Below are 12,950 nucleotides of genomic sequence, written 5' to 3'. Positions count from 1 at the left end.
ACGGCCGGGGCTTGAGGCATTCCGAGAATCCTCGATGTCCACACCGATCTCCGCCGTCAACCATGGAAACGGTTACGTCCACGCCTCCTTCGCAACCCACACGGAGAGGCCGACGTTCCTACCACCGACGAGCTTGATGAGGCAGTTGACCATGGTGGACGTTACCGTCAAGATCGCCGTCGGCCTTCAGCGGGGAACAACCTGCGCCCGGACTCCGGGCAGGTCGTCGAACGCGGCGGACGAATCCATCGTGATCACAATTCTGGCGGTGGCGGCGGCCGTCGCGGCAATCAGCAAATCGTACGCTCCCCGCGTCTTTCCCGACCGGCGCACATGCGCCATGAGACGAGCGTGAACCCTGGCGACGTCCACGGTGTACTCCTCGACCGGAATCAACGCCAGAACCTCATCCACGAAAGCCTGCCGCCCTGGGCGACGCGCCTCATCCGCCAGCTCCACGCCGACGAGCAGCTCGGCCACGGTGATCGCGGCGACCGCCACATCGTCGGCATCCCCGATCACCGCGTCCGCGGAGGCCTTGCCCCGCTCCGCCGCGATCAGTACGCCGGTGTCCAGGATCAGGCGTCGGGCCACGTGCTCCTCATCTCGTCGTCGACGGCCTCCCGGGCCACTGCGACATCGGCCTCGAAATCGGCGTCCAGCGTCCCCGCGGCTCTGGCCAGGAAGGCTTTGACCATACGTCCCGGCGCCGTGGGCGCGGGACCGATCACCGCGATCCGTTTACCCCCCCGAGTGACCACGATCGTCTCCCCTCGCTCCGCCTCGTCCAGAACGACCGCGAAGCTTCGAGATGCCTCAGTAGCAGTCATCACCTTCATGAAATCAGACTATCTGATTTTTACGGGGGACTTGTTGATCGTTCTTACCGGCCATCGAGCCCCTGGACCACAGACGAACGGGGCGCACGACTTTTCCGTATCCGCAAGGTTGCCGGCCTCGGCGACATGCGCTTTCACGACCTCCGCCACATCTGCGTGACCCCGCTGCTCAGCCTCGGCGTCCCGCCCCAGGTCGTCCGCGACATCGTCGGCCACAGCGACATCGAAGTCACCATGACCATCTACGCCCACGTCTCCCTCGACGACAAGCGCCACGCTCTCGGCAAGCTTGGTGATGCTCTCGGGTAAGCCGACAGCTCATATCTTCCAGGCCATCGCCCCAACTTAGCGGGCGATGGCCTGACATATTTCTATGGCTACACATCCAGAGCATCTGCTTGTCTGACCTGGTGACTCGCATCCTCGATTTGGTTGTTCGGTTCGCTGACAGCGGTCGGCTCGGTCCGTTGCACTGCGGGATGGCATTGCAGAATGTCGAAGAACTGATCGGGCCTTTTCACGACCGAATGCACGATTCAACACCTCGTCGCTGGCGACCTCGGCTGCACTTCTGGCATGACCTGGAAGTTCTGATTTGCCACGGACTCGTGGTGGAGGTGAGCCTTCCCCTCTGGCGCGAGTCGGTCACGCTACCTGACGCCCTCGGCGGAGGGAACAAGTCGGTGCCTTCCCGCCTCACCATCTCAGAGGTGCTCAACGCCCTTGATGCGACAGGATGCGCCTGGAAAGAGGCCCCGGCACTCGCACTCGACGACGAAGCACGCGGGGTGCGTACCGTTGCCCACGATGTGCACCTGGTTTTCGGTCCGGAGTCTTGCGACACAGGTGTTCTACGACTTCACAAGATCTACAAGGCGGATCCCGACGTGGATCAGGAGAACCACTCACCTCGGCAAGGAAAGACCGCTTCCTAGATGTGCGAGGTCGTTGCTGTCACCAGATATCAAAAAGCCCCGGGCCGTAATCGGCTCGGGGCGTTTGTGCTGCTCAGTTGCTGTGGTCAGGGGCGGGGTCGAACCGCCGACCTTCCGCTTTTCAGGCGGACCAATCACCCTGCTCCTCTCGGCCGACACGAGGTCAGAAGGCTGTGGACGGGTGCCGACGTGTGCTCGCGGTGGCCGATGTTGTCGTCACCGTTGTCGTCAGTCCCACCTCCTGTAGCCGACGCTGGAGGCTCGAAGCGTTCAAAGACTCCACGGTGTCAACACCAGCTCAGGCCGGCCGCAGAAGTGCTCATGAGTACTTCGTAGTCATCGCCGTATCCCTTTCCTGTCTCATCTACGAACCCCACTGAGAGCTCAACGTTCCGTCCTTCGACGGACTTGGTGAAGCAGTAGACCCCTTCACCGTCATCCTCCGGAGAGGGCCTCCACCCGTTCTTGAGCGCGATGTCCCGGTAGAAGGGCAGCACATCGGCTCGCGGGCCCGAGGAACGGTAGGTCTGCCAGACGGTCGTGATCCGATCGTCCTCCTCGCAAGAGCTGTCGCGTCCCCCGTACGGTGTCGCGCTCGCCGGACGAACATCGAGGATGCCGAGAGAGTCGACAAGCCGGTCATCGTCGGCATCGCACCCGTAGTTCAGCACGACAAAAGCGATAGGAGCGACCAGAGCACCGCCCCACACGCAAGCAGCCACAAGCACCGCGATCGTCGAACGCTTCATGATCAGCAGCTTAGTGCTCCTGCCCGTTTCCAACAGGGATGCTGTAGTTGTCCCTAGATACACCACGATCGCAGCTCCACTTGCGACCACTTCATTACGAGTCAACGGCACGTCCCAGGTCGGCGACCTCGCACCCTGGTCAGATGTTAGATACAGGGCGGTGGCGTGTGCCCGTGTAAGACGGTGTTGCTGTATGGGACTGCTGTACAGCACTCCTCGCGGGCTGTGGCACGGCCGCTCGATCACCGCTCGCTGTGCAGAATCTCCATGGCCTGAAGCACGTCGGTGACAACATGATCCGCACTGTGGTCGTGGCCGGCCCAAGTACCTCGGTCGATCCAGATGGTACGCAGTCCGGCTGCTTGTCCCCCGCCGATGTCGGCGACGAGGTTGTCCCCGACCATCCATCCCCCGCCTTCGAGGGGCATGCCGCAACGCCGGGCCACGACCTCGAACAGACCGATGTCGGGCTTACGGATGCCTTCGAGTCCTGAGAGCACGTAGGCGTCGACGGCCTCGACCAGTCCCGTTCGCTGGATCTTACCGAGCTGGTTGTCCGCGGTGCCGTTGGTGACGATCGCCACCTTCCAGCCCGACGCGCGGAGTCGAGACAGCCCGTCCATCACCTCGGGTCGACAGTGAACGAGGTACGGCATGCGTTGGCGGTAGCGATTCCACAACTCGTCGACCGGCTCGGGCAAGGTGAAGCGGTCACGGACCTTGGTGAAGAAAACCTCACGGTGCGGATAGCCGGCTCGATCGAGAGCGATCAGCCAATCAACCGCCTCATGATCTAAGTCGTGTTCCTCGGCGAACTCTCCGGCCCATACCTGAAACCCTTCATCCAGGTTGACGAGCGTGTTGTCCAGGTCGAAGAGCGCGAGCCGCTGCACGGCTGCCACCATACCCGCGGGCATTCCTTTGTTCGCGTGTGCTTGAACGACGAAATTACACGGTCATCCGGTGGCAAGCCGACCCGGAGCGCAGGGCCGCCAGGCCCGAGCACCGGAAGCGGCGCGGCAGCCTCTTGTGATCTCGCGGCGGCTGATATGTGAATTGTTATACGTTGTTACGCTCCGTGGGAGGACAATACGAGAATGACGGCTCGGCGGTGGGTTCTAGCGGGAACAGCTGTACTGGTGACCGGTGTAGCCGTGATGCTGATCTGGCTGCGGTGGGAGAGCGCGAACAAGATCGCGACGGCAGTGTCGGCGCTGGCGGGGCTGGCGGCGGTCGGGGTAGCGCTGTGGGCAGGCTGGCCGGCGGTCTCGGCCGGTGGCGGCCGGATGCATGTCAAGAAGACGGGGGCGGCGACGGCTTCGGGGGCGGGGGATGCGAACACCGGTGTGGTGGGCACGTCCGGATCCGTACCTGGAGATTTGGCAGTAGACGGAAGCGGAGACGCTAAGGCATCGGGTGAGGGCGATGCCAACTCCGGTATCCGGTTGAACTGAAACCGTTCGAAGGGCGGGCGCGGGAATGGACGGCGGGCGCTGGAAGGGCGGTGTCCGGGGGAGCGGGACGGCGTCGGCGGAGTCGGGCGGGTATGCCAATACGGGTATCCATATCGGGAATGTCCATCGGGAGCCGGTGGCGCGGTCGGCGTACCTGGAGCAGGTTGAGCAGATCTTCCCGTGGGCGTTGGAGGGCCGCTCTGAGGAGTTGGCCGAGCTGGCGGCGTTCTGCTTGGGTGATGGTGGTCCGGGTTATGTGTGGTGGCAGGGGCCGGCGTGGGCGGGTAAGTCGGCGTTGATGGCGACGCTGGTGTTGCATCCTCCGGCGGGGGTGCGGGTGGTGTCGTTCTTTATCACGGCTCGGTATGCGGGGCAGAGTGATCGTCAGGCGTTCTTGGATGTGGTGTTGCCGCAGTTGGCGGAGTTGCTGGGGCAGTCGCTGCCGCCGTTGCTGGGGGCGTCGACGCAGCAGGGGTGGTTTAACCGGTTGTTGAAGGAGGCCGCTCAAGCGTGTGTGCGGGCTGGTGAGCGGTTGGTGTTGGTGGTGGATGGGCTGGATGAAGATCGGGGGGTGACGGTCGGGCCGGGGGCGCACAGCATCGCGGCGTTGCTACCGCCGGTGGTGGCGGAGGGGTTGCGGGTGGTGGTGGCCGGGCGGCCCAATCCCCCGGTGCCCTCAGATGTGCCCATGAGGCATCCGTTGCGGGATGCGCGGATCGTGCGGGCGTTGACGTCGTCGCCTGCGGCGCAGGTCATCCGTGAGGACGCTGAGCGTGAGTTGGAGCATGTGCTGCACGGGGATGCCGCCGGGCGTGACCTGTTGGGGTTGTTGGTGGCCGCGGGTGGCGGTTTGAGCGTTGAGGATCTGGCGGAGTTGACCGGGTCGCCGGTGGGTGTGGTGCGCAAGTGGTTGCATGCGGTGTCGGGGCGGACGTTTACTGGCCGGGAGAGTCTGTGGCGGCCGGGTACGGGGGCGCGGGTGTTTGTGCTGGCGCATGAGGAGCTTCACGCCGCCGCGGTGGAGTCGCTAGGGGCGCGGATGTTGTCGGGGTGTCGTGACGAGATTCATGCGTGGGCGCAGGGCTATCGGGATCGGGGGTGGCCGGCCGAGACGCCGGAGTATCTGCTGCGGGGTTATCACCGGTTGCTGGGCTCGGTGGGTGATCTAGATCGGATGGTGGCGTGCGCGACTGATGGGGCGCGGCTTGATCGGATGCTGGACATTAGCGGGGGTGATGCTGCGGCGCTGGCTGAGATCGCCGCCTGTCAGGCGGCGATCTGCGGGCAGGAGGAGCCGGATCTGTCGGCGATGCTGCTGCTTGCCTATACCCGCGATCGGTTGGCCGAGCGCAACGCGAGGCTCCCGACCGAGTTACCCGCAGTATGGGCACGGCTGGGTAACACCGTTCGTGCTGAGGCCCTGGCCCGCTCCATCACCGAACCCTACTCTCGAGCGCAGGCGTTGACGGAGCTGGTGGGGGCACTGGCTAGTACAGGTGAACACGAACAGGCCGAGACCATAGCCCGCTCCATCACCGCCCCCGACTATCAAGCGTTGGCGTTGACGGAGTTGGTGGGGGCACTGGCTAGTACAGGTGAACACGAACAGGCCGAGACCATAGCCCGCTCCATCACCGCCCCCGACCTTCAAGCGCGAGCGTTGGCGGCGTTGGTGGGAGCGCTGGCTAGTGCAGGTGAACACGAGCGTGCTCGACTGCTCGCCCAAGAAACCGAGACCATAGCCCGCTCCATGACCACCCCCCGCTCTCAAGCACAGGCGTTGGCGGCGTTGGTGGGAGCGCTGGCTAGTGCAGGTGAACACGAGCGTGCTCGACTGCTCGCCCAAGAAACCGAAACCATAGCCCGCACCATCAACGACCCCTACTCTCAAGCACAGGTATTGATATTGATGGAGCTGGTGGGAGCGCTGGCTAGTACAGGTGAACACGAGCATGCTCGACTGCTCGCCCAAGAAACCGAGACCATAGCCCGCTCCATGACCACCCGCCACTCTCAAGCACAGGCGTTGGCGGCGTTGGTGGGAGCGCTGGCTAGTGCAGGTGAACACGAGCGTGCTCGACTGCTCGCCCAAGAAACCGAAACCATAGCCCGCACCATCACCGACCCCCGATCTCAAGCGTGGGTACTGACGGAGCTAATAAGAGCGCTGGCTAGTACAGGTGAACACGAGCGTGCTCGACTGCTCGCCCAAGAAACCGAAACCATAGCCCGCACCATCACCGACCTCGACTATCAAACGCAAGCGTTGACGGAGCTGGCGGGAGCGCTGGCTAGTGCAGGTGAACACGAGCATGCTCGACTGCTCGCCCAAGAAACCGAAACCATAGCCCGCACCATCACCGACCCCCGATCTCAAACGTGGGTACTGACGGAGCTAATAAGAGCGCTGGCTAATGCAGGTGAACACGAGCATGCTCGACTGCTCGCCCAAGAAACCGAAACCATAGCCCGCACCATGACCACCCCCCAATCTCAAACGTGGGTGCTGACGGAGCTGGTGGGAGCGCTGGCTAATGCAGGTGAACACGAGCATGCTCGACTGCTCGCCCAAGAAACCGAAACCATAGCCCGCACCATCACCGACCTCCACCTTCAAGCGCAGGTGCTGACGGAGCTGGTGGGAGCGCTGGCTAATGCAGGTGAACACGAGCGTGCTCGACTGCTCGCCCAAGAAACCGAAACCATAGCCCGCACCATCACCGAACCCTACTCTCAAGCACAGGCGTTGGCGGCGTTGGTGGAGGTGCTGGCTGCTGCAGGTGAACACGAACAGGCCAAGACCGTAGCCCGCTCCATCACCTCCCCCGACCTTCAAGCGCCGACGTTGACGGCGCTGGTGAGGGCGCTGGCTGCTGCAGGTGAACACGAACAGGCCAAGACCGTAGCCCGCTCCATCACCTCCCCCGACCTTCAAGCGCAGGCGCTGGCTAGTGCAGGTGAACACGAACAGGCCGAGACCATAGCCCGCTCCATCACCGCCCCCCGCTTTCAAGCGCCGACGTTGACGGCGCTGGTGAGGGCGCTGGCTAGTGCAGGTGAACACGAGCGTGCTCGACTGCTCGCCCAAGAAACCGAAACCATAGCCCGCTCCATCACCGACCTCGACTATCAAACGCAAGCGTTGACGGAGCTGGCGGGAGCGCTGGCTAGTGCAGGTGAACACGAGCGTGCTCGACTGCTCGCCCAAGAAACCGAAACCATAGCCCGCACCATCACCGACCCCCGATCTCAAGCACAGGCGTTGGCGGCGTTGGTGGAGGTGCTGGCTGCTGCAGGTGAACACGAACAGGCTGAGACCATAGCCCGCTCCATCACTGTCCCCGACTCTCAAGCCAAAGCCATTGCCTTGATCGTGAATCACAGCGACATATCTCGAAATCGTCGGTTACTCGCGTGGGGATTGAGTAGATTGGGCCATGTTGATCTAATCAACAGCGTCGTAAAGGTTGAATCAGCCGCAGGGCGCCGACTCGCGCAAGCGATAGAGCAGGCCGATCGCAAGCCACGATGAAGAACTTTCGGAGCTCAACAGCTCGTTGAAGGCGAACGGCGCGTGGGTGGCGCTGGCCGCGACCGGCCGAAGAGCCGCAGCGCGGCCAGCGACCGCCCGACGCGCGGCGAGACGCCGTAGGCGGATCGCCTTTAAAGACGTAGAGAAAGTTCTCATCCGGAGTAAGCAAACCCCGATGATCTTGAACGCATAGCAGCCGTCATGACGCTCTCACCTGGCACTTCACAGGTTGTCGCTAAACGGACTGCCGTGGTCGCGGATCAAGCCGACGAACACCAGGGCTACTTCGATCTCACCGATACGCCGTGGACCCAAGCCCCAGATCTGATCGAGCTGGCGTGTGCGCAACAGCGTGATCACATCTGCGACCGTATCGGGCCGGTCGAACGAAGCTCCGCAGGCTTGGGTGAGCGGGTTGTAGGCCCTGGCGGACAGCACGGGTTTGAGGCACTCGATCGGGCAGGCCGGTGTGATCGCGTGAGAGGTACGGGTCATCGCCGCGGTTGAGGTCTGGTCAGGGGGCGGCGTGACTGGAAGCGCTCGACGCGGGCCGCGAGTTCCTCGGCGGTGTCGGCGGTGAGCGTGGTCGTGCGGCCTTGAAAGGCGAACCACCGGTACGCGAACGGGTTGTAGAGGAACGCCCAGGCGGGGAAGCGCTCGCGGAGAGCGCGTAGCGCTGGGGGCGCGGTGCTCATGGAGCAGGCGGGGATAGCTCGACCCAGACCGTTCGGCCGGCGGCGTCGCCCTTGACTCCCCATGCGCTGGTTAGGGCGGTCACGAGGTAGAGCCCTCGTCCGCCTTCGCGGTTGGGGGTGGGGAGGCCGAACGCGGCGGGGCCGCCCTGGTCTGCGATCTCTATGTAGGCGGTGCCGTCGGGGTGGCGTTTGACGGTCGCGGTGAAGAGTCCGCTCGGCTGTCCCGTGCGTGTGTGCTCGACGGCGTTGGTCGCCAGTTCGCTGGCGATGAGTTCGGCGTCCGGGTGGTCGGGGAGGTGAGCCTTCACGAAGCGGCGGGCCGCGCGCACCTGTTCCTTCTCCCCGAGGAAGGTGCGGTGCCATCTTCCAGCGCCTTCACAGCTGTCTGAGGGTGGGGTCATCGTCGGCTCACCTCGCGATCAAGCAGGTCAGGGGCAACTCACCATGTGAATGATACTTAAAGTACGAGTACAGTACTTATAGTGCAAGCCACTTGGGGTACTTGCACCGCACAATAAGTACTGATCTCGTAGAGGCTCCGACGAAGGAGGACACCCATGTTCGGTCTGATGGTCCGATTCACCTGTAAGGACGAGGCAACCGCCGAGGCGTTCGATCAGCTGGTCGGGGAGACCATCGAGAAGATCCGCGAAGGTGAGCCGGGAACGCTGGTGTACGCATCGCACCGGGTCGACGGCCAGCCGCTCCAGCGGATCTTCTACGAGCTCTACCGGGACCGCGCGGCCTTCGACACCCACGAGGAGCAGGAGCACACCCGGCGGTTCCTGGCCGCTCGGGAAGAGCTTCTGGCCTCGACCGAGGTCGACTGGCTGACCCTCCAGACCGGTAAGGGAACGGCGGGGTGAGCACCGAGTACCAGAGAGCCCTGGGGCGCCGCATCGCCCAGGAACGCAAGCGGCGCGGCCTGTCACAGCCGGAGCTGGCGCGGCTGGTCGATCGGTCGGTGGCGTGGATCTCGCAGGTCGAGCGCGGGGTCCGCAAGGTCGATCGCATGTCGGTCCTGGAGAAGGTCGCCGAGGCTCTCGACATCCCGCTGTCGGAACTAGCCGCGGAAGCGCCGGTGGTCGCCGCCTCCGCCGAGGAGATCCCGGGAACGGCCGGTCTGCGCCTGGTGCTGTCGGGGGCTCACTCCCTGCGGGCCATGTTGCACTCGGCACCGGTCCCGGCTACGTCGGAGATCAAGCCGCGGGTCGATCGGGCCTGGGAGCTGACGCACGAGAGTCGGTATGTGGAGCTGGCCGACCTGCTGCGGGGTCTGATACCCGCGTTGGAGACGGCTGCTCGATCGGCTCCCGAGGAGCGTCGGGCGGAGCTGTTCGAGCTGCTCGCGGTGACCTACCAGGCGTGCTCGGCGGCGCTCGCCAAGCTCGGTGAGCCCGAGGCCGCGTGGATCGCCGCCGATCGTGCGATCGTCGCCGCGGAGCGGGCGGGTAACCCGCTGATGATGGCGGCCGGCGCCTTCCGGCTCGGCTTCGTCTTCCTGGGCGCGCGCCACTTCGACCAGGCAGAGGAGACGGCTCGCACGGCTGCCGAGGCTCTGTGGTTCATGGTCGACGAGGGCAAGCCCGAGGCGATGTCGCTGTGGGGTGGACTTACCCTGCAGCGGGCCGTAGCCGCTTCCCGGCTGAACGAAGCGGACACCGCGTACCAGCACCTGGCGCGGGCTCGTGAGGTCGCGGAGCGGCTGGAAGAGGGACGCAACGACTACAACACCGAGTTCGGTCCGGCCAACGTCGCGCTTCACGAGGTGGCGGTGGCGGTCGAGCTGGGAGACGCCGGTCACGCGCTTCGGGTCGGGACGGCGGTCGACACCTCGCCGCTTTCGAGTGAGCGGCGCGCTCGGCTCCAGATAGACCTTGCCCGCGCGCACGCCCAGCGTCGTCAGGTCGAAGAGGCCGTATCCGCGCTGCTGGAGGCCGAGGCCATCACACCGGAGCAGATAAGGAACCACCGAATCACCTACCAACTTGTGTCCGATTTGCTGACCATGCAGGACCCACCCTCGTCTGAGCTGCGGGAACTCGCAGACCGAGTTGGAGTGTAGAAAAAGTACGTGCACTAATACTAAAAGTACTAGCAGGTACTCGCGGTGCGAGGTAGCGTTTGTGTTGACGCTGAAGCTCTCCTGGAAAGGAGGTGACAGCCCAACGCAAACGCTCTTCTGCGTTTCAGGGGCAAATACCGAAAGACCGCTCTCGAAGAGCGGAAACAGGCCACACATGAAAGTGGCCTGAGCGGGAGACCCGCCCAGGCCGGATGCGGTCAGCACCCTAGTTGGCGCTTCGATGCTATCGCGTTCGGTTCTGACGGCGTGCGATCTCCCTCGTCCCCCATGCCCTGCTCAGCAGGCAGACGAGAGGTGTTTTCAGCATGCGCAACATCCCCATCCCGGTCGACGTCTCCCGGCTCCAGTTCATCTGTGTGAAGGCTCCGTGCCCGCGCATCGTGAACAAGGAGACCGGCGAGTTGAAGACCGACAAGGCAAGCGGCCAGACCGTCTACAAGGTGCTGTTCTCCGTTGAGGACGCCTTCGGCAAGATCGAGCTGGTCAAGATCGGCGTCGTCGGGGAGCCTTCGGTCTTCCCCGGCAACGAGGTCAAGCCTGTCGGCCTGGTCGGCTACGCGTGGGAACTGTCGGGGCGCTGGGGCATCGCCTACCGCGCCTCGGCACTCCTGGCCGCAACCACCGCGGAGGCACGCGGTGTCTGACGGTCTTCTCTTCACGCTCGGAGTCCTGGCCACCTCGGTGGCCGGGCTCTGGGCCTGGCGCCGCTGGCACTATCGGTCCTTCTGGCTGTGCCTCGGCTATCCGCTGACCGCCGTCACGGTCCGCTTCACCTGGCGCAAGGTCGCCCTGGGCTGCGGCCTCACCAAGAAGCGTCAGCGCTTCTGGTTCACCACCGTCCCCGGCCTGATCTCCTCGACCGGCCTCGTCCGCGTCAAGCGACGCCTGCAACGGGTGGCGGTCGACACCAAGCCGTGGATGTGGCTGCCCATGCCGACCCGTCACGGCTGGCGCGTCACGATCCGCCTCCTGGAAGGGCAGATTCCCGAGGACTACGCCGAAGTCGCCGACCGGCTCGCGCACTCCTGGCGCGTGCACGCCGTACGCGTCTCCTCGACGAAACGGGGCCGCGTCACCCTCGCCGCGACCATCCGAGACCCGCTGGTCCGAATCAGTCAGGTCCCCGTCTCGACCGAACTCCTCAAGGTCACCGTTGGCCGGTTGGAGACCGGCTCCCCCTGGGTCATCGACTTCCGGACGGTCCCGCACTGGCTCAACGCGGGCGCCACCCAATCGGGCAAGTCGAACCTGGCCAATGCCCTGATCATCGGACTCTCCCCGCAACCGGTCGCGCTCGTCGGCTTCGACCTCAAGGGCGGGGTGGAGTTCACCCCCTACGAACGTCGCCTGTCGGCCCTGGCCACCTCCCGCGCCGAATGCGTCGGGCTGTTGGATGACCTCGTCTCACTGATGGCCGACCGGATGGCCGCGTGCCGTACGGCCGGAGCGCGCAACATTTGGCAGCTCTCCAGCGATCGGCGGCCGGTGCCCGTCGTGGTCCTGGTCGACGAGCTGGCCGAGCTGTATCTGATGGCCGACAAGTCCGAGAAAGACGAGATCGCCAAGACGTCAACGGCGCTGCTGCGGGTCGCCCAGCTCGGGCGGGCGTTCGGGATCTATCTGTTCTGCTGCGGCCAGCGCATCGGCTCCGACCTCGGTCCCGGCGTCACTGCGCTGCGTGCTCAGTGCTCGGGGCGGATCTGTCACCGCGTCAACGATCCCGAAACCGCGACCATGACTCTCGGCGACCTCGACCCCGCGGCGCTGGTCTCCGCTCGGGCCATCGCCTCCGAGACTCCCGGCGTCGCGATCGTCGCCGGACAGGACGGCCAGTGGTACCGGGCGCGCTCCTTCTACGTCTCCGAGCAGGCCGCCGAAGATGCCACTCACACCTACGCCGGTCTCACTCCGTCCTGGGCGGAGATCACGGCCGGTACCCACTGCGCCGAGGTCACCGATGCCGACCTCGCCGAGTTCCTCACCCCCGACCCCGTCATCCCGGAACTCCGGAAGGGCTGACCACCATGCGACGCCTCGCCTCCTGGCTGCTGGACTCCGGTCCCGTCATCGTCCTGGCGCTCATCGCCGGTGCCGGCTCTTTCTCCCACGTACGCAAGACAGCGGTGGATCACGGGCAGACGGGCTGGATGGCCTGGGCGGTGGCCGTGTGCGTCGATCTGACCTGCGTCATGGCCGCCCGCGAGCGCCAACGCGACAAGGAGACCGGCCGCAAGCGAACCGGCCCGCTCACCTGGCCGACCTTTGTCCTCGTCGCCGGGATCGTCCTGTCCCTGGCCGCCAACCTCCATCAAGCCGAACCCTCCGTATGGGGCTGGCTGACCGCCGGGACTCCCGCCGCGGCGTTCCTGATCGCCGTCTCGATACTGGAACGCCGGGCGACCGGTCCCCGCCCCGAACCCTCCCCGGCCATGGCTGTACCCGAGTCGGTCACCTCGGCTCCGGTTCTCCTTCCCGTCCCCGATGACGACCAGGGCGACGGCGCCGAACCGTCTCCATCGCTCCTCGACTACGCCCGCCGCGTGGCCGACGAGCATCACGCCAAGCACGGCAAGCCCATCACCCTCGATCTGCTGCGCGCTCGCCTGGGCGTGTCCGGCCAACTCGCCTCCGATCTCCTGCGCCACCTGCGCACAGCGTGA

The 12,950-nt window shown here is 64.9% G+C and carries 16 protein-coding genes and 1 tRNA gene; 9 read left to right on the top strand and 8 right to left on the bottom strand.

From position 1 onward, the window contains the following. Positions 1-186: 186 nt before the first annotated feature. Positions 187-594 carry a PIN domain-containing protein gene (locus ACTOQ1_RS33740; protein ID WP_440072020.1) on the bottom strand — a complete coding sequence of 136 codons (408 nt, stop codon included), beginning with the start codon at positions 592-594 and terminating at the stop codon, positions 187-189. Continuing rightward, the gene (locus ACTOQ1_RS33735) at positions 579-839 is read right to left on the bottom strand and encodes a type II toxin-antitoxin system Phd/YefM family antitoxin (RefSeq protein WP_440072019.1); all 261 of its coding nucleotides are present in this window, start codon (positions 837-839) and stop codon (positions 579-581) included. The genes ACTOQ1_RS33740 and ACTOQ1_RS33735 overlap by 16 nt, the downstream gene beginning before the upstream one ends. 3 nt (positions 840-842) lie before the next feature. Between ACTOQ1_RS33735 and ACTOQ1_RS33730 the strand changes: the two genes are divergently transcribed. Together ACTOQ1_RS33730 and ACTOQ1_RS33725 are read left to right on the top strand one after the other, a co-directional pair. Then, complete coding sequence (locus ACTOQ1_RS33730; RefSeq protein ID WP_440072104.1) at positions 843-1,148, top strand: tyrosine-type recombinase/integrase; 306 nt, start codon at positions 843-845, stop codon at positions 1,146-1,148. Positions 1,149-1,237: 89 nt separating this feature from the next. Further along, on the top strand, positions 1,238-1,774 hold the full coding sequence (locus ACTOQ1_RS33725; RefSeq protein WP_440072018.1) for a hypothetical protein: 537 nt from the start codon (positions 1,238-1,240) through the stop codon (positions 1,772-1,774). Positions 1,775-1,857: 83 nt separating this feature from the next. Here ACTOQ1_RS33725 and ACTOQ1_RS33720 read toward each other — a convergent pair. The 3 genes from ACTOQ1_RS33720 to ACTOQ1_RS33710 form a co-directional block, all read right to left on the bottom strand. Continuing rightward, a tRNA-OTHER gene (locus ACTOQ1_RS33720) sits at positions 1,858-1,923 on the bottom strand. A 138-nt stretch (positions 1,924-2,061) separates the two neighbouring features. Further along, positions 2,062-2,523, bottom strand: coding sequence for a hypothetical protein (locus tag ACTOQ1_RS33715; RefSeq protein WP_440072017.1), 462 nt, complete (start codon positions 2,521-2,523; stop codon positions 2,062-2,064). A 242-nt stretch (positions 2,524-2,765) separates the two neighbouring features. After that, positions 2,766-3,416, bottom strand: a complete 651-nt coding sequence (locus ACTOQ1_RS33710; protein ID WP_440072016.1) for an HAD family hydrolase — start codon at positions 3,414-3,416, stop codon at positions 2,766-2,768. A 264-nt stretch (positions 3,417-3,680) separates the two neighbouring features. Here ACTOQ1_RS33710 and ACTOQ1_RS33705 point away from each other — a divergent pair, with 264 nt between their 5' ends. Further along, entirely contained in the window at positions 3,681-3,977 is a 297-nt protein-coding gene (locus ACTOQ1_RS33705) for a hypothetical protein (protein WP_440072015.1), read from the top strand. Between the two features lie 208 nt (positions 3,978-4,185). Then, on the top strand, positions 4,186-7,509 hold the full coding sequence (locus ACTOQ1_RS33700) for a hypothetical protein (RefSeq protein WP_440072014.1): 3,324 nt from the start codon (positions 4,186-4,188) through the stop codon (positions 7,507-7,509). A gap of 222 nt (positions 7,510-7,731) precedes the next feature. On the opposite strand, the gene ACTOQ1_RS33695 is transcribed toward ACTOQ1_RS33700, so the two are convergent. Genes ACTOQ1_RS33695 through ACTOQ1_RS33685 form a run of 3 tightly spaced genes read right to left on the bottom strand, consistent with a single transcriptional unit; the run spans position 7,732 to position 8,605 of the window. Continuing rightward, entirely contained in the window at positions 7,732-8,004 is a 273-nt protein-coding gene (locus ACTOQ1_RS33695) for a hypothetical protein (RefSeq protein ID WP_440072013.1), read from the bottom strand. Then, on the bottom strand, positions 8,001-8,204 hold the full coding sequence (locus ACTOQ1_RS33690) for a hypothetical protein (protein ID WP_440072012.1): 204 nt from the start codon (positions 8,202-8,204) through the stop codon (positions 8,001-8,003). Before ACTOQ1_RS33690 ends, ACTOQ1_RS33695 begins: the two co-directional genes overlap by 4 nt. Beyond that, positions 8,201-8,605, bottom strand: a complete 405-nt coding sequence (locus ACTOQ1_RS33685; RefSeq protein WP_440072010.1) for an ATP-binding protein — start codon at positions 8,603-8,605, stop codon at positions 8,201-8,203. The genes ACTOQ1_RS33690 and ACTOQ1_RS33685 overlap by 4 nt, the downstream gene beginning before the upstream one ends. Positions 8,606-8,761: 156 nt before the next feature. Here ACTOQ1_RS33685 and ACTOQ1_RS33680 point away from each other — a divergent pair, with 156 nt between their 5' ends. From ACTOQ1_RS33680 to ACTOQ1_RS33660, 5 genes are all read left to right on the top strand, one after another. After that, on the top strand, positions 8,762-9,070 hold the full coding sequence (locus ACTOQ1_RS33680) for a putative quinol monooxygenase (RefSeq protein ID WP_440072009.1): 309 nt from the start codon (positions 8,762-8,764) through the stop codon (positions 9,068-9,070). Beyond that, a complete protein-coding gene (locus ACTOQ1_RS33675; RefSeq protein ID WP_435295434.1) occupies positions 9,067-10,269 on the top strand; it encodes a helix-turn-helix domain-containing protein in 1,203 nt (400 codons plus the stop codon). Before ACTOQ1_RS33680 ends, ACTOQ1_RS33675 begins: the two co-directional genes overlap by 4 nt. Positions 10,270-10,595: 326 nt before the next feature. Next, positions 10,596-10,934, top strand: a complete 339-nt coding sequence (locus ACTOQ1_RS33670) for an SCO3933 family regulatory protein (protein WP_440072008.1) — start codon at positions 10,596-10,598, stop codon at positions 10,932-10,934. Continuing rightward, positions 10,927-12,309, top strand: coding sequence for an FtsK/SpoIIIE domain-containing protein (locus ACTOQ1_RS33665; protein WP_440072007.1), 1,383 nt, complete (start codon positions 10,927-10,929; stop codon positions 12,307-12,309). The genes ACTOQ1_RS33670 and ACTOQ1_RS33665 overlap by 8 nt, the downstream gene beginning before the upstream one ends. A 5-nt stretch (positions 12,310-12,314) precedes the next feature. Then, a complete protein-coding gene (locus ACTOQ1_RS33660; RefSeq protein ID WP_440072006.1) occupies positions 12,315-12,950 on the top strand; it encodes a DUF2637 domain-containing protein in 636 nt (211 codons plus the stop codon).

Origin of the sequence: Streptosporangium sp. OZ121 (assembly GCF_051918885.1) — a bacterium.
GTDB lineage: Bacteria > Actinomycetota > Actinomycetes > Streptosporangiales > Streptosporangiaceae > Streptosporangium.
Note: the sequence above shows the minus strand (reverse complement) of the source record. Positions and strands in the feature narration are given on the sequence as shown.